General features: G+C 55.3%; 15 protein-coding genes and 1 pseudogene. 6 read left to right on the forward strand and 10 right to left on the reverse strand.

The window, feature by feature from the left end:
• Positions 1-5: 5 nt before the first annotated feature.
• Both CNX70_RS18380 and CNX70_RS18385 read left to right on the forward strand, forming a co-directional pair.
• Positions 6-596, forward strand: coding sequence for an HAD domain-containing protein (locus CNX70_RS18380; protein ID WP_096235940.1), 591 nt, complete (start codon positions 6-8; stop codon positions 594-596).
• 205 nt (positions 597-801) lie between these two features.
• Positions 802-1,323, forward strand: a complete 522-nt coding sequence (locus CNX70_RS18385; RefSeq protein WP_096235942.1) for an HAD domain-containing protein — start codon at positions 802-804, stop codon at positions 1,321-1,323.
• 343 nt (positions 1,324-1,666) lie between these two features.
• On the opposite strand, the gene CNX70_RS18390 is transcribed toward CNX70_RS18385, so the two are convergent.
• Complete coding sequence (locus CNX70_RS18390; protein ID WP_157751122.1) at positions 1,667-1,828, reverse strand: hypothetical protein; 162 nt, start codon at positions 1,826-1,828, stop codon at positions 1,667-1,669.
• Between the two features lie 119 nt (positions 1,829-1,947).
• A protein-coding gene (locus tag CNX70_RS18395) for an IS3 family transposase (protein WP_244198854.1) occupies positions 1,948-3,200 on the reverse strand; the annotation gives its coding sequence in 2 pieces (ribosomal slippage) (positions 1,948-2,921 and positions 2,921-3,200; 1,254 coding nt in all).
• Between the two features lie 134 nt (positions 3,201-3,334).
• Between CNX70_RS18395 and CNX70_RS18400 the strand changes: the two genes are divergently transcribed.
• Complete coding sequence (locus tag CNX70_RS18400; protein WP_096235946.1) at positions 3,335-3,880, forward strand: RNA 2'-phosphotransferase; 546 nt, start codon at positions 3,335-3,337, stop codon at positions 3,878-3,880.
• A gap of 179 nt (positions 3,881-4,059) precedes the next feature.
• Here CNX70_RS18400 and CNX70_RS28590 read toward each other — a convergent pair whose 3' ends face one another.
• Positions 4,060-4,233 (reverse strand): hypothetical protein, encoded by a 174-nt coding sequence (locus CNX70_RS28590; protein ID WP_167389682.1) that lies wholly within the window; start codon positions 4,231-4,233, stop codon positions 4,060-4,062.
• Between the two features lie 47 nt (positions 4,234-4,280).
• On the reverse strand, positions 4,281-5,408 hold the full coding sequence (locus CNX70_RS18405) for a Fic family protein (protein ID WP_208624441.1): 1,128 nt from the start codon (positions 5,406-5,408) through the stop codon (positions 4,281-4,283).
• Between the two features lie 1,601 nt (positions 5,409-7,009).
• Here CNX70_RS18405 and CNX70_RS18410 point away from each other — a divergent pair.
• Positions 7,010-7,576 carry a hypothetical protein gene (locus tag CNX70_RS18410; protein ID WP_157751123.1) on the forward strand — a complete coding sequence of 189 codons (567 nt, stop codon included), beginning with the start codon at positions 7,010-7,012 and terminating at the stop codon, positions 7,574-7,576.
• Between the two features lie 313 nt (positions 7,577-7,889).
• Entirely contained in the window at positions 7,890-8,096 is a 207-nt protein-coding gene (locus CNX70_RS28965; protein ID WP_279629359.1) for an RNA 2'-phosphotransferase, read from the forward strand.
• A 224-nt stretch (positions 8,097-8,320) separates the two neighbouring features.
• Here the strand turns inward: CNX70_RS28965 and CNX70_RS18415 are convergent, their stop codons facing one another.
• Positions 8,321-8,677 (reverse strand): hypothetical protein, encoded by a 357-nt coding sequence (locus CNX70_RS18415; RefSeq protein WP_096235952.1) that lies wholly within the window; start codon positions 8,675-8,677, stop codon positions 8,321-8,323.
• Between the two features lie 431 nt (positions 8,678-9,108).
• On the opposite strand from CNX70_RS18415, the gene CNX70_RS18420 reads away from it, so the two are divergent.
• Entirely contained in the window at positions 9,109-10,185 is a 1,077-nt protein-coding gene (locus tag CNX70_RS18420) for a type VI immunity family protein (RefSeq protein ID WP_096235954.1), read from the forward strand.
• Positions 10,186-10,359: 174 nt separating this feature from the next.
• Here CNX70_RS18420 and CNX70_RS28300 read toward each other — a convergent pair whose 3' ends face one another.
• From CNX70_RS28300 to CNX70_RS29290, 5 genes and pseudogenes are all read right to left on the reverse strand, one after another.
• Positions 10,360-10,674 carry a hypothetical protein gene (locus CNX70_RS28300; protein ID WP_157751125.1) on the reverse strand — a complete coding sequence of 105 codons (315 nt, stop codon included), beginning with the start codon at positions 10,672-10,674 and terminating at the stop codon, positions 10,360-10,362.
• A gap of 331 nt (positions 10,675-11,005) precedes the next feature.
• The gene (gene trfA, locus CNX70_RS18425; RefSeq protein ID WP_096235956.1) at positions 11,006-11,833 is read right to left on the reverse strand and encodes a plasmid replication initiator TrfA; all 828 of its coding nucleotides are present in this window, start codon (positions 11,831-11,833) and stop codon (positions 11,006-11,008) included.
• A 1,008-nt stretch (positions 11,834-12,841) separates the two neighbouring features.
• Positions 12,842-13,998: pseudogene (istA, locus tag CNX70_RS28970) on the reverse strand (IS21 family transposase); the annotation flags it as partial.
• A gap of 275 nt (positions 13,999-14,273) precedes the next feature.
• Positions 14,274-15,428, reverse strand: coding sequence for a sensor histidine kinase (locus CNX70_RS18435; protein ID WP_341865522.1), 1,155 nt, complete (start codon positions 15,426-15,428; stop codon positions 14,274-14,276).
• A gap of 149 nt (positions 15,429-15,577) precedes the next feature.
• On the reverse strand, positions 15,578-15,778 hold the full coding sequence (locus CNX70_RS29290) for a helix-turn-helix domain-containing protein (protein WP_157751129.1): 201 nt from the start codon (positions 15,776-15,778) through the stop codon (positions 15,578-15,580).
• Positions 15,779-15,846: the final 68 nt, after the last annotated feature.

Here is a 15,846-nt window from a genome sequence, read left to right on the forward strand (position 1 = left end):
GAGCTGTGAAGCCGCTGGTATTTCTCGATTTTGACGATGTCATTGCTATCCACCCTGACTACACGTCAGGAGTGGTCGTGGCAGCGCTCAGGTCCGGCAATCCGCATCTGGCAATAGAGCTCTGGGCAAACGTATTTCATCAAGAATTGAGGGCTAACCTAGCGCGGCTTCACGATGAGTTCGAACCTAGTTACGTAATCAGCTCGACTTGGTCGACATATCTGTCACGCGACGAAATTCAGGAGGCGCTCATGCGAGGTGGTCTAGGTTTCGTCGCCGCGTCGTTGCATTCAAACTGGCGGAGCGCAACTGAGGTAGGCTCATATCGGGTTACAGATATCGTGGCGTGGTTACAGGCAAACGGTGCCACGCGACCGTTTGCGTACGTCATCCTCGACGATTTCTCGAGCGGCCGCACTCTGCTCGACTCGGTCTTGGGGCCAAAGACCGTGTTCTGCGATGAATGGGTTGGGTTCACAGAAATCCAATTGGAGCGTGCCAGAGCAATTCTCCTGGCACAACGGAAGCATGAGCCGACACAGGGGGATACCGCCACGTTGGCCAAAGGCGTTACCTTTAGAATGCCGGGCTCATGATGCATTACCGGCGTTGCCAAATGCAACTGATGCGCGACAGTGAAAGCGCAGGTCAAGAGAAGCTCTGGGTCTGCTACTGTGATTTCGACGAACTATGCAGTCTTTCTGGAGTGTTGCGAATTTTTCAGGGGCGCCCCAACCTTTCGTTGGCCAAGGGCCTTGCCTTTGCAGTTAGTCACTTTTGTTGCCTTACTGGAGCGTCAAAATGCAACAGTTGAATGGCCATGAAGGCGTGCCTGGTGGGCCGTTATGGGTCTGCTATTGCGACTTCGACGGAGTGACGCATTTTGACTCTGTCTACGTAAGTTCCAGCCGTGGGATTCATATGACGGCGCACGGACACGAACTTTTCGAATGGGCACCGATTTTGGAACGGCTGCTACAACCATTTCCAGAAGTTGAAATCGTACTGAGTACATCGTGGGTGCGCGCCCGAAGTCTTGAGTTTGCTAAGGCTCAGCTTTCCCCAGCACTTCAGGCAAGAGTGGTTGGTGCAACCTTCGACAATCGCGTAACCCAAAAGCTGGATTTCGACCTGATGCCGAGAGGCCTGCAGGTATGGCGGGACGTCGAGCGCCGCAAGCCAACAAGGTGGTTCGCGATTGATAATGACGACCGAGGCTGGCCAGCGTGGTGCAGAGACCGTCTCATTAAAACGGAAGACCATCTTGGACTGAGCGACATCGGTGTGCAGAAAGCAATTCGCAAGGTCTTAGCTTCTTTCTGATTCGTCCGAGATTATCGCTGCAAGGGGTATGTTCCTAATCGAATGAAGGGTACCGGGATACACGCATGGAATCGCCTGCAGCAACTGTCGCTGCGAGTCAGCCAGCTCAGTCAGCGTGGTCCTCGCCAGCGCCTGACAGAGGTCCGCCATCGGCGGCGGATACTGTTGAGTCGGCGACGCACGAGCGCGGCCGCAAAGTGAAACGACCAGTGTTGGCCGACCACTAAGCCTTGCGGTGCACGCCGCGCCGTGACGCTCTTACAAACCGACGGGCGGGTGGTTATCGTCTCGTCACACTCTAGGACTCCGGAGCAGCGAGTGAGACCACGGAACCGCCTTTGCTCTATCTCAATGCCAGCCAACGATTCACTGTGTCGAGCTTGCCCCGCTTGGCGTACCCGCCATAAATCCATAACCCGTAGGAGAAATAAATATGTGTGCAACCGCCCTCAAAAAAGCCGCCCAGCGCGGCCGTGTTCTCCTGCCACAGCAGTTCGAGTGTCACGCCCTTGCTCCTCAGTTCGTTGTGTACTGTCGGCTGAGCTGATGCCAACGGCTGCACAGACGACTGTTCGCCTGGCGGCATAAAGTGGATCCATCAGTCAAGACACTTTGCCGACTAATTTAAGCTGTGCCCGTTTCCACTGCTTCAGCTGCCCGGCGCTGACCCGTATTGCTCTTTTCCTGTGACTTTTTATCGTCGTCACCGAACCGGTCGACGATCAGCGCACCGCCGCCGACGCCGTCGCGGTAGACTTGGTCGGGCGTCTGGTAGCTGAGCGACTGGTGCGGTCGCTCGGCGTTATAGAACGCGAAATACTGCGCCAGGCCCACCATCAATTCCGCCATATTGGCGTACCCCTTCAGGTACACATCCTCGTACTTCACGTTGCGCCACAGCCGCTCGACGAAGATGTTGTCCAGCGCTCGTCCACGCCCGTCCATGCTGATGGCGACGCCTTCGCGCTTGAGCACATCGGTGAAAGCCGTGCTGGTGAACTGCGAACCTTGATCGCTGTTGAACACCTCAGGCCTTCCATGGCGGCGCACGGCATCGTCCAGGCAGTCCACGCAGAACGACGCGTCCATGCTGTTGCTGATGCGCCAAGACAGCACCTTGCGGCTGTACCAGTCGATGATTGCCACCAGATACGCGAAGCCCCGCGCCAATCGAATGTAAGTGATATCTGTCGACCACACCTGGTTCGGCCGCGTCACCGGCACGCCGCGCAACAGGTACGGATAAACCTTGTGCAGAGGATGCGCACGGCTCGTGTTAGGCCCCGGCGCCATACCCGCCAAGCCCATGCCGCGCATCAGGCGCTGCACGCGCTTGCGGTTGACCACGTAGCCGGCCACACGCAAGGACACAACCATCCGCCTGCTGCCATAAAAAGGCCGGCTGGTGTATTCCTCGTCGATCAGCGTGCGCAGCTGCAGGTCGCTCTCGTCTTCACATGCCTGCCTGGATGCAGCGTCGATCTGCCGGTACACCGTCGCGCGCGGCACGCTTGCCAGCTCGCATTGGCGCGTCACGGGCAGCTTCTCGTGCCCGGTTTCGATCCAGCCCAAGCGCTCCTCCCGGCTCACGGCCCCAGCTTTTTTTTAAGCCAATCCACTTCCATCTTCAGCCGACCGATCTCACCGTACAGCTTATCCTCGGGGCTGCTTTCATCGATCGGCTTGGGGCCGCGCTTGGTGTCGAACAGCACCCCCGCGTTCTCCAGGATTTCCTTTTTCCACTGTCCCACCAGCACCGGATGCACGCCGAACTCTTGCGCGATCTCCGTCACCGTCTTGACACCGCGAACGGCCTCCAGACCGACCTTGGCCTTGAACTCAGCCGTGTGTACCCGACGTTTTTTTCCTTCACTCATTTGCTGTCATCCCTTTCGCGGACCACAGCTTAAACCATCGTCTCAGATTCGGGATCCACTATAGCAAGAGCAGCAACTCCAAGTGAATTCCGAAAAACGCAGGGCGCGTTTATGAATTGAAAGCGAAAAACGAAATGACCACTTTGGAACAGAAAAGCAAATTGTTGTCCCGCTGGCTTCGTCACCGGCCGGACGCTATCGGTCTTGAAATAGATAAACGTGGATGGGTTGACGTTGCTGAGTTGCTTGTGAAATCAGCGGGCGCCGGCATCGCACTCACTCAAGACGAGCTGATGCAAATAGTGGCCGAGAGCGACAAGCAGCGGTTTTCGTTGAGTGAGGACCGGATGCGTATCCGCGCGGCACAAGGGCACTCTGTCGACGTTGACCTGAAGCTTCCGGTTAAAACTCCGCCTCCGGTACTATTTCACGGTACGGTGCAAACGTTTATGGCATCGATTCGCCGGCAAGGTCTGCTGCCAGGAACTCGGCGAGACGTACATCTGTCTGCGACGAAACAAACTGCAGAAGAAGTAGGTGCGCGACGCGGTATGCCGGTTGTGCTCCTCGTGGAAACATTCCCTCTGCTCCGTGATGGGTACCAGTTCAGATGCTCGGACAACGGCGTGTGGTTGCTTCCAAACGTCCCTCCAAAGTACATTAGGTTTCCAGATAAATAAATGCATTGGCGGCTTACTAGGGCGGCGTTGCGACACGAGTTAAACGCTCGACTGTAAGCACTACTTGCGAACAAGGTCGCTGTGGCAGAACGGCATCCTGCGCATCGATAGCATCTTTCACCAGGTCCGCCTCGTCGAGGTTGACTATAAGACCTAAGATGTCGCCAAGGCCTACGTGACTACCAGTAGCGACTTTGGGCGACGTGCCACGCTTTGCAGCCGTCACCTAATTGGCCGGCGTGCCCTTGGGGATGGTCAGGCGCAGTTGCGCCTTCCAGCGTCAGGCCCTGCGTCCTGACCAGTTTTACCGCTTCTTCACGAAGCGCCGGTGTGTAGGTTTTTGAGCGTGTCATAAGTTCTCCAGTTGGTTAAGTTTGCCAAACCAGAGTGTCCGAAAAAGTCACGGTACCTCAGGGGTTAGTAACCTGAACCGCGTCAATGATTTTTCGAACGCATTGCAGGCTTTCATTTCAGCAATCACTTTATCGACATCCTCGTAGTCAAATGCACTTGTCCACTTGTGTATCTTTTGCATTGCGTCCAAGAAGGGAACAGGATTGCCTTCGCGTGTCAGTACGCGCAAGCAATCGAGGTACTCCTCCCGAAACAAGGTTGGGACAATAATCCGGCAGATGCCCATAACTGATAGCTCCGCGTTCATCACGAGTCGCGCCAGCCGGCCATTTCCATCGCTGAACGGATGGACTTCGGAAACAAGAAACATCGCAAACAGTGCTCTTGCGATACCTGGCGGCACGGTGGGGAGGAGTTGTGAGCCTTCCGTCAGCGTTCCTCGAACAAGGCGCGGCACCACAAACTCAGTATTTCCCGCCCGGTTCGCTGTCGCTTTGAATTCCCCTGGCCCCACCTCGGGTCGCTCCCTCATCTGGTCGGCATGTCGCTCTTGCAATTGCGTGAGGATAGAGCGTCCGGAGCTTAACGTCTGATTGGCCCAACCTTGGTTTAGCGCCTGACGGAAGACACGGAGAATGTCATGCGAGTCTTTCGGCCTTTCTGTGATTGGCTTGCCTTCCAAGACAAAACCCTTTGCTTCCGCAACTTCGAATTCCGTTCCTTCTATGAAGTTGCTGAAATAGGACTCGAGGAACGCGAAGTGCGTTCGGCCTTGCTCCGTTTTTACGACGGTGGGTGGTTGAGGCAAAGGAGTGGAGCGAAGGTGCTGAGCAAGCTTCTCAAAAAGGGCTAACCTGTTGGCATCGTAAGGAATCGTGGCTACCATTGCCTTGCCGGCGACGGTGGACATCTCCGATTTTCTTGTGCCCAGAATTCCTCCGATGAGCCCGTCAAGGATAGCGAACTCTCGCTCCAACTTAATTGTCGGCGCCAGAGCCCTTGCGCTATCGCGCAGAGCGCCAAGTTGCTCCTCACCACGAGCTTCGCAGATTTCAATAAGGCGCTGCTCAACGGCAGCTCGGCCTACAGACTTCTGGACCTTTCCCCGAGAAACTGTGAGGTTTTCGAGAAGGACGCGCGCGCCGGAAGGGAAATAGAGCTGACGACCCATCATGGGCATATCTCCCGGCGCCGGCGCCGGCCCATCTAGTAATTGCACAGCCAACCCCGGCAATTGCACACGTTTTGTGTACGTGTATGAGAGATAGATAACTCCGTCGCTCGGCGCTCCCCCTGAAAAGGCGCTCCGTGGACCGATAACTGCATCTGGGTATAGAGCAGCTAGTACTCGTATCCGCTCGCGAGCGATTAGGGCAGGCCAAGACCCTTCAGGGAGGCAGGTGAGAATACCGGTGGCGACCCGTTTTAGCTCACCGCTTTTTTGACGCCGTTGAGCAGCTCGAATGTCCGATGGTGTCAGCTCTGCATAGAGTACTAGCGTGTCGTCTATTGTCGTTTTTTTTTGTGATTGAGCCATATCCGGTCCTTTTTTTTCGTGTTTTTTTAATTTAAAATCTTTTATTGTCGCGTTTTTTTATTTTTATCATCACAGGTGGCACGACATGGGCCGGTCGCATTTTTTCAATGTAGGGAACACAGCAACCACTACTTGTCGCGTTAATTATATTATAAGGAATATTTTGTCGTAAATACTTAAATAAATGGACGATTACTTTACCTATAATTAGCAAGGTGCTGACCTATTAACGACGGGGCTTCTTGTACCGCTCCTGATGTGGACCCGCCGGCATAAAAGGGAGTCGTATACGCGATTGTTGGAGGAGACGGCTCGACACATCGCAGCCGACAGACGTAAGCGCGCCAAGCGGGATATCAAGGGTGCACACTGGGCAGAAGCTAGCGGTAGGGACGGGCTACTCCGTCTGAAGTCTGGCTTAGTCCTGGCACAGTTGCGCGACCTAGGATGCTCGTTTGGTTTGGCTCAAGCATTGCCAACCCATCCGCTCAATTTGCGATGTTTGCGCTACGCAGACTGAAGGGGCACTCTGGCGCGGGATACGACTTCTACAACAATAAGCTTGTTTGATAGTTGCATAAGAAGAAATGATTTTATTCTTATAACCGAGTGCTGTGACCAAGAAGCGTACGGGGTGCCCATCGTGCATTTGGTACAGAGGCACGCAAGGTGCACTCACGTACCAAGCCGCAGGCTTGCCGAGCGTGCGCGGCAGCGTGTGAACGCATGGCGGCTACCGCCTAACGTCTAGCGTACTCGGTATCCTCGGCGGCGGAGTCGGGTTGAGCTTCGCCCGCCGCAGGCGCAACGCAAGCGCTTCGCCATCGCGTTCGGTCTCTTCGTGTTCGACCAGCAGGCCAAGGTGCGAGCATTTCCTCGCGCCATTCGTCGTTGACTTCAATAGGCGTGCGGAACCAGTCGAACGAAATTTGTCGAGACACCGTGATGTAGTTGACAAACATGTTCAATCTCCGTAATCCCTGCTCGGTTTTTGGAAGGCTAACACACGCGGTGCTCTTTTGGCTTTGGAGGGAGCTTACTTAGCTGTGCTGGTTGGTGACTTAGTTGACGGTGCCAGAGCCGAGCACAGGTCGGGTCTAGTAGCAATCGCGCAGAAATTCGGAAGTCAGAAGCAGCCGCCTCAGCTTGAAGTCAAAGTTGTAGGCAAGTTAATCACCACTCAATAAATAGAAAAACCCTACCTATTTTTTTTGATGTAAGACCTTTGTCGGGATATAGTGATTATCCTTTCCGCCGGAGAATACATTATGGGATACAAGGTTGTAGGTACCAACAAAGATGATTTTTCTAGGCGTATGCTTAAACGACAGGACATTTCGCCATCCGAATATGAACTCGTTCCACGCTGGAAGAAAACAGGGATTGCTGTTCGCAAAAGCAAAGGTTGGAATCGACGTGTAATTAACGAAAAGACGGTTCCGCGCCTCGATGCTGATGCCAATGTCACCACGTTCATTCAGCAGGCTTATGACACCTGCTCAACGGACGTGCAGGGTGAGGGTATTACTTTTCACGTCATCGATAAGGCAACAAAGAAGTCTGTTGACGGTAACACGCACATGAAAAACATCCGTGCAAAGCCAGAAAATGAGCGTGAGCCTACCGATATGGATGGCTTAGTAGAGTTTCTCGATAACCTCGGGTTGGGTGAAGTTTCCTTAGGTGAGCTTGGAGAGCTTCATGGGGTGTTGCAAGACCTCGTGGGTAAGGAATTAGATGCGCTACTGGTGAAGTATGCCAAGAAAATGCGCCGACGCCGACGCCACGAAGATAGTTCAGCCTAACTCATCTTGGTGGCCCGACGTCTTGCTATTGCCGTTGCACATTGGTATTAGAGTTAAATCTTTATTGGCGTGTAATTTAAACGTCGTAATGGGCAGTACTCTGCTATGCGGACTCGATGCTCCAAGGAGGCAGGACGACACCAATCCCGTGATGTGCTTGATGGTAAGAACAATCCGATTCCCGCCTCGTTATGATGAGCGTAGCAATTGTTGACGTCGCCGCTGACGCAGGGCATACCTCATCTGTGTACGCTGCGCGCAGGCCTCGGACGGCCGCAGTAGACGTTCAGGGTCTGCGGAATTGGCATTTAAATTGCTGCCAGGCACGCGACGAGACGTACATTTGTCTGCAACGAAACAAACTGCATCCGCGGTAGGAGCGCGACGGGGTACGCCGGTCGTGCTCCTCGTGGAAACATTTCCACTGCTCCGTGACGGGTACCGATTCAGGTGCTCGGACAACGGCGTGTGGTTGATTCCGAACGTCCCTGCTAGATACATTCGGTTTCCAGATAAATGAATGCACTGGCGACGCTCAAAGCCTCCGTCGCGCCATGACACTTTTGCACACCGACGGCCCTCAGTTTCACCACTAAACCCATGACTTGTCCTCGTCCGATGCAGTGGGATGCATCAAAGGGAGCGGCGACGGGCGCGAGAAAATATGAGGGACATGCTGGTAGCACGCCCCTCATCAAATTATTAAATATCCTTCAACATGATTTCATCGGTGCCTTACTGAGTTTACGGCGCACCGAAGGTTGCAGATTTTCGGGCTTCCTCGAGCGCGTGAAAACACTTCTTTGCGGCTTTATGGGCATTTTGATATACCGCGTCAGCGTGCCGGTGCGAGGCTTCTGTCTCCCGCTGCATAATCATCAGCACACGGTAAACAGGGGTATAAGCCTCTTCACTTTCAAGAAGCCTATTCTTCTCCAATGCACGCTGCAAATTGATGGCGTGCTCACACACCTCCAATGTTGTGCGAAAGCGGAAGTCGGCCGAGTTTGCCGTTTCTCTTGCAGCACTAAGGTTTTCAACTGCAGCGTTGTATTCAGTTTCGAGTTTAACGAGGTTCGACAGGTCGGAGGTTGTCAGCATAATTTTGTCCTTTGGGAAATTATTTTCGGGGCGCAAGAGGCGCCTACCTTTGGTATAGGCACAAGGGAGCGAATTTTGTTATATGCGTTGAAAATATTTTTTATCGGCCGATTCATTGGAAATCCGGAGGCCAATGCGGTCTGCCGTGCTGCGCAGTGCCCTCGGAACGCGTTTCCGCTAGCGGCGGCTCGGTGGAGCCAGTCACGAAGGCTGGGCAGTCATGTGACGCGCCGGGAGGCCTGCGTCCAGCGGGACGGCGTTTTCGTTATAGGCATCGGAAGAGACTTGGCCGCTCCCGCTTGGCCAGTCTGAACGGGAATCGAGACTGGTCGGAGCCGATGCACTGGTTCAAAGGATATTCTTGGGATAATCGACATGGTTTCTTTAAAAAACCACCGCCTGGCGGCGTGCCCGCATACTGAGGATTTGACATGACTGACTTGCCATTTGCGCTGCTGACACGGATGCGTGAAAACCCGGAGACCATGAATATACCTGGAGGCTTGCTTACCAAGAAGGGGCCACAGGACTATGTCGGTGGCGTGCCGGCAATTGCCGGCACGCTTTTTTTCAAGGATGCACATCTGCCAGCCGTCCGCGATGCCATCAGCGCTTGTTTCGAAGAGTTCCTAGCCAGGGCAAAACCTACGCTGACCTGGCTCTACCGGGAGGAACCGCCAGAGGGCCCGGAAAAAATGACTTATGTGAAGGCAAAACCGCTGAACAAAATGCTGGCGGCTATGGACGCGGACGATGCTGTGAGTTTTCACTACACCAGTGGCGTGAAGGCGCAGGACGCGGGTCCATGGGAGTTTCAAGTCGTCGGTGTTCGGGCCTGGCGAGCGGCGATGGGAGGTTGGGGATTGTGCGGGCTGCGATTCAGCCTTCCCGTCTTGTTTAGCGAAGAAAATCCTGGGCTTTTCCAGGAGCTGTTCGTCAGCTTCGCGCGTCGCCTGTGCGCTGTACACGGGTATGGCGGCTACAGTCTCATCCTGTCGGCAACTCGCTATGACGAGAACCAGGCATTTGAGACATTTCTGTCGTCAAAGTTCAAGGGGTTTGATGCAGGCCATCTTGTCGCCGGCTCAGCCACTGCGCACTTGGGCATCAAGACGGTAAGCTGGCTCACGGCCATAGACAATGATTACGTAGAAAAAGTCGGAGGCATATCAACCATTCGTTCGGAATTACCCATGGACTGGTTTGGCCTGTTTGACTATGGAACTGGGCTTGTCATTCAGGGCGGCCCCCAACCCGACGCCGCGCCTGCTGACTTGCCGATGCCCGCACGGTTGGTGCTTCCCGATATGCTCCTCAAACCCTTCAGAACCACGAAGCCTCGAATGCATTACGCATCTGCGGGGATTGAGCCGCGATTGATTGGTGCGGCTGCTGATGAATGGATGAAACGCTTCGATGTCGAAGACAACGAGCTAATGGCGTACAAGGCTAAACTGCTGGACGAGCCGAAATTTACTGAGCTACCAACGCTTCCGACTCTCCGCTGACTGTTTAAACAGCGGGAATTGACCCTGGCCGACATGAAAAACCTCCACGGCGGTGAGCACGTGGAGGTGGAATTTTCCGGTGCGCCCACGGCAGCTTGCCTAAGAATGTCCGGTCAGGCGCCGAGCACGAACCCGCTTGTACTTGGTCCAAGAACCTTGGCCATACCCGATGGGTCAGCCATCACACAATAAATTGCTATTGACTCGTAGGTTGTAATCGCCGTCCAGCCCCGCGATGAACAGCGCTTGCTCCCCGCTTTCAACAAGCGACTGTACTGAAAATAGATTTCCTAGTGTGAACGGAAAGCTGCACTCGAATCCGTTTTTTGTGCCCATGACCTGCAGTTTTTTTATCGCATGAGAGTGCAGAGCTGCGTTAATTTCGGCAGGATGAATCGACGTCAGGTTAAGGCGGCCGAAGATGCATACGTGCCCGACTGCGGTGCCGTCATCCTCAGACGTAAGCGATAATACTGCGGTATTTTTCATAATTGATGACCTTGTAAGAGTTAGAACCTCGTGTAGCGGATGGATTTATATGCAGGCAGCGACTCGTCTAGTCAAGGTAGCCAAATGCAAGGATGAGTGTTCTATATATAGCTCCAAACTAATTTACCAGGGTGCCGCAAGGCACCAAATCGAGGAAATGGGCGCCGACAAGTGCCGGGATGCGTCATCAAGTGACAGCCCGGGTAGCGGACGGATTTATATGCGGATTTTTGGGCTTGGCGGACACTCGCACATACATGAATTTGAAGCCGCAGGCGTATCGAGTGCGCGCGTACGCCGCTGGGATGACGACAGGCGAGTGGAGCGCAACCTAAGCGGTGGTACTTTTCAGCTGTTTCCCGTGTTTTTTGGTGACAAGCACGCCACGCTTTTTCGAGTGTCCGCATTTAGCAAGCTCGAACTTAACGATGGCGCCAGCCGCGACGAGGCGGCTGAGCGCCGCCCTGACGTAGTCGACAAATTGTTTCGGGTCTTCGTCCGGTCGTCCGCAGGCCTCGCGCAGCGCGGCGTACGTCATCACCATCTTGCAATCGTTGGAGCTGATGTAGTCGTACAGCCAGGTTTGCAGGCCGGTCGTCAACTGCTTACGAGTGTCAATGTTCAGGTAAGTGTAATGGCGAGTTGGAAACAAATTCGTAACTTCGTCGTGCAGGGCGGCTGTCCATCTGTCGCCGTCCCACTTGAAGTCAGATAGCAAGTGAAACATAGCACCACTGGTTGTGGTCTTGTCGAGGCGGAGTGTGCCTTCAGTCAAGCGCTCAAGACACTTACGCAAACGCTCGCTGCTCTCGCTGTTGCGGGACCAGCCCATGCGTGCGAATAGCTTGGACGGCGCAAATTCTATTTCGCCAGCAAACATGTTGCGGCGCTGGTGAATCAGTTCGAGCAGGACTGCTTTGTCGTCTTGACGCAGCTCCGGACCTTTGTAAGTAACACGTCCGCCGTTGGTGGCGTCGAAGACCTTCTTAACGTACTCAAGGCGCTCTAGGCTACGGAGGGTGCCGAAGACGGCGCAGCAGTTCATGGTCGTGTTCATGCCGTAGGTTGAGGCTGATAGGCGTGGGAGAGTAGCTGGGCAATCGCCGTCCGGAGGGGCTTTCCTTTTTTCGGCATCAGCCTGCGCTTTGAGGGCGAGCATTTGTTCGGCGGTAAGATTTGGGGTAAAAACATGCGACGAGCTCTTGTTTATTGTTGGCGATTCTCCGTATAGTTACGCCGCCCAATATTTTGCTAAAAGTTTCCGCCACGATGCAGGAATATGCCCGCATGAGCCAGCAGCGTGGTGCGCTTTTACACCCCCTTTCAGTCCAAAAATCAAAAAAAACGTGCGCTTCTACACCCCCATGGATGCGCTTCTACACCCCCACAAATGCGCCTTTACACCCCTCCGAAACACCGGGAAGCCTTATTGCATCAGGGCTCCCAGCGGGGTAATCCTAGTAATCCTCTTTAATCCAGGCGGCGCGGCATGAGCGGGCAGGGCTATCCGTGCCACTCGCATTTCGGGTGCCGACGATGAGGCTCCGCCTCCTCCCGAGACCCCCTCAGCTGCGGAACGGGAGCTGGAAAAAGTAGTCGGCGTGAGGTAAGCGTGGTTTGTGTAAAAGCAGTGGTGCTGGCGTGAGCTGCGGCGCAGTGGTTTTTATGAGAGTGGGTGCTAGGAACGAGTTGCTCCGCGTCACAACCTTGGCATACCGGTTTTAGAGGCAGTTGGCCAAGCGTTGCGGTTGCGCGTATCGGCATCGGCATCGGAACAGCTTATCGCCATTCGGCAGCTGGTAAACCGTAGTTCGCTAACACCACTCCTGAAAAAATTAGGCTTTTGAGTCATTCAGCTTCCCCCGCCGAAAAACACGTCGAGGACAGAGTAATCCAGGCATCTCTTTTTCAGAATAGTGCGCTACTCCGCGATGGTGAGATGCGCCGCATTTGGGCCGGCGAGCGCGCACCGGTAGCCGGCACAGGCCGTAGTGCTCAGCCAGGTAGCGACAAGTAGGGTTGACGCCCGGTTTGTGGTCCGATGCATTTGGCACGTCGCTGTGCGGGTTGCCGGTCAACCGGTAGCCGCGATGCTCGTCCAGGTCGGAAGGGTTTCAATTCTGACATGTATTGTTCGGAGAAGGTGGTACTACGCCGCATTCTGCACCAGTGACATCACGCCCAGGCAACTGCTGTATGCATGCTGAGGATGTTGCATCTGACCCAGCAGCGCGCAGCGCGGCCCCGCCGCTTCGGCCCGCACCGTCAGCGTCTGCGCGTTTCAGCCGGCCACTTCGCGATGCGCCGGTGGCATGTGCGCGGCCACCGTCGTGTGGCGCCCCTTGAAGGCGCACTGGGCGTGGCTGGCGATGCGCTGGCCGCGCGGAAACACCTCGACCGTGGTGCGCGTCATACGTACATCGACCTGAGCTCGCGCACGCTGGCACGACACCGAGTAGTAGTGGCCGTCGACCTCGACGTGGTAGTCGACGCCGACCCGCGCCACCTTCCATTCGGCGTATCCTTAGCGCCACTCCGGCGGCGCGCGCAGGGCCGGTTGGTCCATCTCGGCAAAGGCGCTGGCGCGGCTGCCGGGCAACTTCTTTAAGGGCCGCTGGTTCAGGTCGGCGAGCAGCGTGCGCAGCGACCGGTTTAGTTCGTTCAGGCTGAAGAAGCGCTGGTGGCGCAGCCGCGCCAGCACCCAGCGCGTGACCACCAGCACGCCGTTCTCCACCTTGGCCTTGTCCTTGGGACGGCGCGCGCGGGCCGGCAGCACCGCCACGCCGTAATGCTCGGCCAGGTCCTGGTAGGTGGGGTTGACGTCCGGCTCGTAGCGCGAAGCTTTCGACACGCCGCTGCGCAGGTTATCGGGCACCCACAGCTCGGTGCAGCCGCCGAAGAACGCCAGCGCCTCACGTGGCTGCCTGTCCAGTCTGGCAGTTGCTGGCTCAAAGTGGCTTCGATGTAGGTGTAGTTCGACGCACCCAGCACGTCCACGAACACCTGGGCGCTGCGGATTTCGTCGGTGCTGCCGTCGGTCACGCCGACGGTCTGTCCGGCGTAATCGATGAACAGCCGCTCGCCCGGTGTTTGGGTTTGCCGCATCGATGTCGTCAGTTACTGGCGCCAACGCCAGTATTGCTCGCAGAACGCGCTGTACTGGTAGCCGTCCGGCTGCTCGGCTTTGTACTCCTGTCACAGCAGTTCCAGCATCACCCCTTTGCGACGCAGCTCGTTGTGCACGGTCGGCCAGGCTGGCGCGGGCCGCTGCACGGACGATGGCTCGCGGGGCGGGAACAGCAGCCGCTTCAGGGGCGCGTTGTTGCATGGACGTAGTAGCTCGACATTGCGAGGGTAACTGTTTCGTCGACTTGTGCCTTTGTCCAACCGGCAGCACACGCGGCGCAGCCGAAATCGGCGAGCTGTTCTTGAATCGGACGCCTATCAGAGAACCGCAAGCGTCTTCGCCCCGCCGGCATCCATTTACTGTCGCGTTAGTAGGTAGTTTTAAATGCACGCGAATTGGCGTTGAAATCTGCCGCTCCCTGTTTTTGTCTGCGCCCAGGCAATGTGCATTGTTGTGATTCTGAGTGTAGTCGTTAAGCGTCAGGTTTGTCTCGAATTTGAAGCGAATGACGTGGAAGGCTAATTGTAAAAACGCACCCGACCGTCGGCAGGTTTTCTACAGTCAAGGACCCTCCGCTGTTCATAACACTTTGTCGAGCAATTGTAAGGCCAAGTCCCAAGCCTGTCTTGTCGTCGCTTCGTTGAGTAAATGGCGTGAACATCCGCTCTGCATTCCCTTCCGGGAGCCCGCCGCAGTGGTCGCTCACGTCAATGAGTATGAGTTCGCCATGTGCATGCGCTCTCAGCGTAACCTGTGAATGAGGAGCGGTGAACTTGAACGCGTTATGTAGCAAGTTGGCAAGCGCGGCGAGCAGTAAGTCCCTATTTCCGACTATTCCAAGGCTCGACTCGACTGAAACCGCCATGAATTTACAGCCGCGCCTTGTGGCGTCAAATTGCGCTGATTCAGTTGCCTCGCTTATGAATTCTGCTAACGAAAATACGGTGGTAAGTTCTGATTCGCGACCGTTGCTACGTACCTCGTCGAGCGAATTCTCGATGAGTCGTACCATCGCGGCATGGCTCCGCTTTAATACACTTCCAGTTGCGCCCCCGATTGACAGTCCTCCGGCCTCAAGAGCTCTAACAGCCATCGTCGCGACGTTTAGCGAATTGCGAAGCTCGTGCACTAGAAAGCCCAATCGCTCATTTACGTCAACAGACTGCTGAAGGGCTACCGCAACATCTCGCTGAAAACTGAATTCCGTGACTGCATCAGCAATCGCATTATCCAAACAGCGGTTTAATGTACGAAATTCATCAACCGTGAACGGCGCGTCACGCTCCACCGCCAAATCGGTGATTGCTTGGCAAAGGTCTCCATAGTCGTGAACAACTTGGTCGACCGTATAGCCCAACTCGAGTAAAGCTGTTCCGTGCGCAGCAGCAGCGACCCCCATCTCAGAGAGCGCTGTTCCATCTCCACCAGAGGCGCCTGATATTACTTTTCCCGCAGCAGCGCCATCTTCTTGTTCCGCTTCTAGGGTGCGCGTCAGCTGCTCGAGAAACATAGGTATTCCATTGCGAAGCTGCTCCTCTGTTGCGTTTCGCTTCGGGCGTTGTGCAACTTTGTCAACACACCGCTCGATAAGTTCGCTGCGATTGTTAGCGAGAAAATCATGCATCATGGCAGACCTCATTTTAGGAGTGGACCGCGCGGGTTTGACAGCGGTAGGAGCAAAATCAGCGTCGATTGTAACCCTATTCACGTCACTGCCTAAGGCTCAGAACGCGCTGTACTGATAGCGGATGGATTTATATGCGGGCAGCGACTCGTCTACCTGTTCCTGCCAGCTCGGTATTCTGTTTCAGCTACCCAGGAAACCACTTCCGTACGTCGCCATCGCAGAAGTTCCTCAAACCCGTGCGCCCTGGGCGGTAACTCCCACGCTCGCCACCGGAGCCGTCTCCGTACGGTCGCGACGCTCAGGCCCAACATCTCCGCCAGTTCGACGACATCAAGGTAATTTGTTGGCATTTGGTCTCGAAGAGGCGCGTTCAGTTGAAATTGTTACCTCGTGTAGAGAGCTTATTTATCGGCGAACA

Source organism: Janthinobacterium svalbardense, assembly GCF_002327145.1.
GTDB lineage: Bacteria > Pseudomonadota > Gammaproteobacteria > Burkholderiales > Burkholderiaceae_D > Janthinobacterium > Janthinobacterium tructae.

Excerpts from the sequence above, each read along its gene's own strand:
- CNX70_RS18400 (WP_096235946.1), top strand. The coding sequence starts at position 3,335 with ATGACCACTTTGGAACAGAAAAGCAAATTGTTGTCCCGCTGGCTTCGT.
- CNX70_RS18420 (WP_096235954.1), top strand. The coding sequence starts at position 9,109 with ATGACTGACTTGCCATTTGCGCTGCTGACACGGATGCGTGAAAACCCG.
- trfA (WP_096235956.1), bottom strand. The coding sequence starts at position 11,833 with ATGCTCGCCCTCAAAGCGCAGGCTGATGCCGAAAAAAGGAAAGCCCCT.
- CNX70_RS29290 (WP_157751129.1), bottom strand. The coding sequence starts at position 15,778 with ATGCCAACAAATTACCTTGATGTCGTCGAACTGGCGGAGATGTTGGGC.
- CNX70_RS28300 (WP_157751125.1), bottom strand. The coding sequence starts at position 10,674 with ATGAAAAATACCGCAGTATTATCGCTTACGTCTGAGGATGACGGCACC.
- CNX70_RS18405 (WP_208624441.1), bottom strand. The coding sequence starts at position 5,408 with ATGATGGGTCGTCAGCTCTATTTCCCTTCCGGCGCGCGCGTCCTTCTC.
- CNX70_RS18435 (WP_341865522.1), bottom strand. The coding sequence starts at position 15,428 with ATGATGCATGATTTTCTCGCTAACAATCGCAGCGAACTTATCGAGCGG.
- CNX70_RS18415 (WP_096235952.1), bottom strand. The coding sequence starts at position 8,677 with ATGCTGACAACCTCCGACCTGTCGAACCTCGTTAAACTCGAAACTGAA.
- CNX70_RS18385 (WP_096235942.1), top strand. The coding sequence starts at position 802 with ATGCAACAGTTGAATGGCCATGAAGGCGTGCCTGGTGGGCCGTTATGG.
- CNX70_RS28590 (WP_167389682.1), bottom strand. The coding sequence starts at position 4,233 with ATGACACGCTCAAAAACCTACACACCGGCGCTTCGTGAAGAAGCGGTA.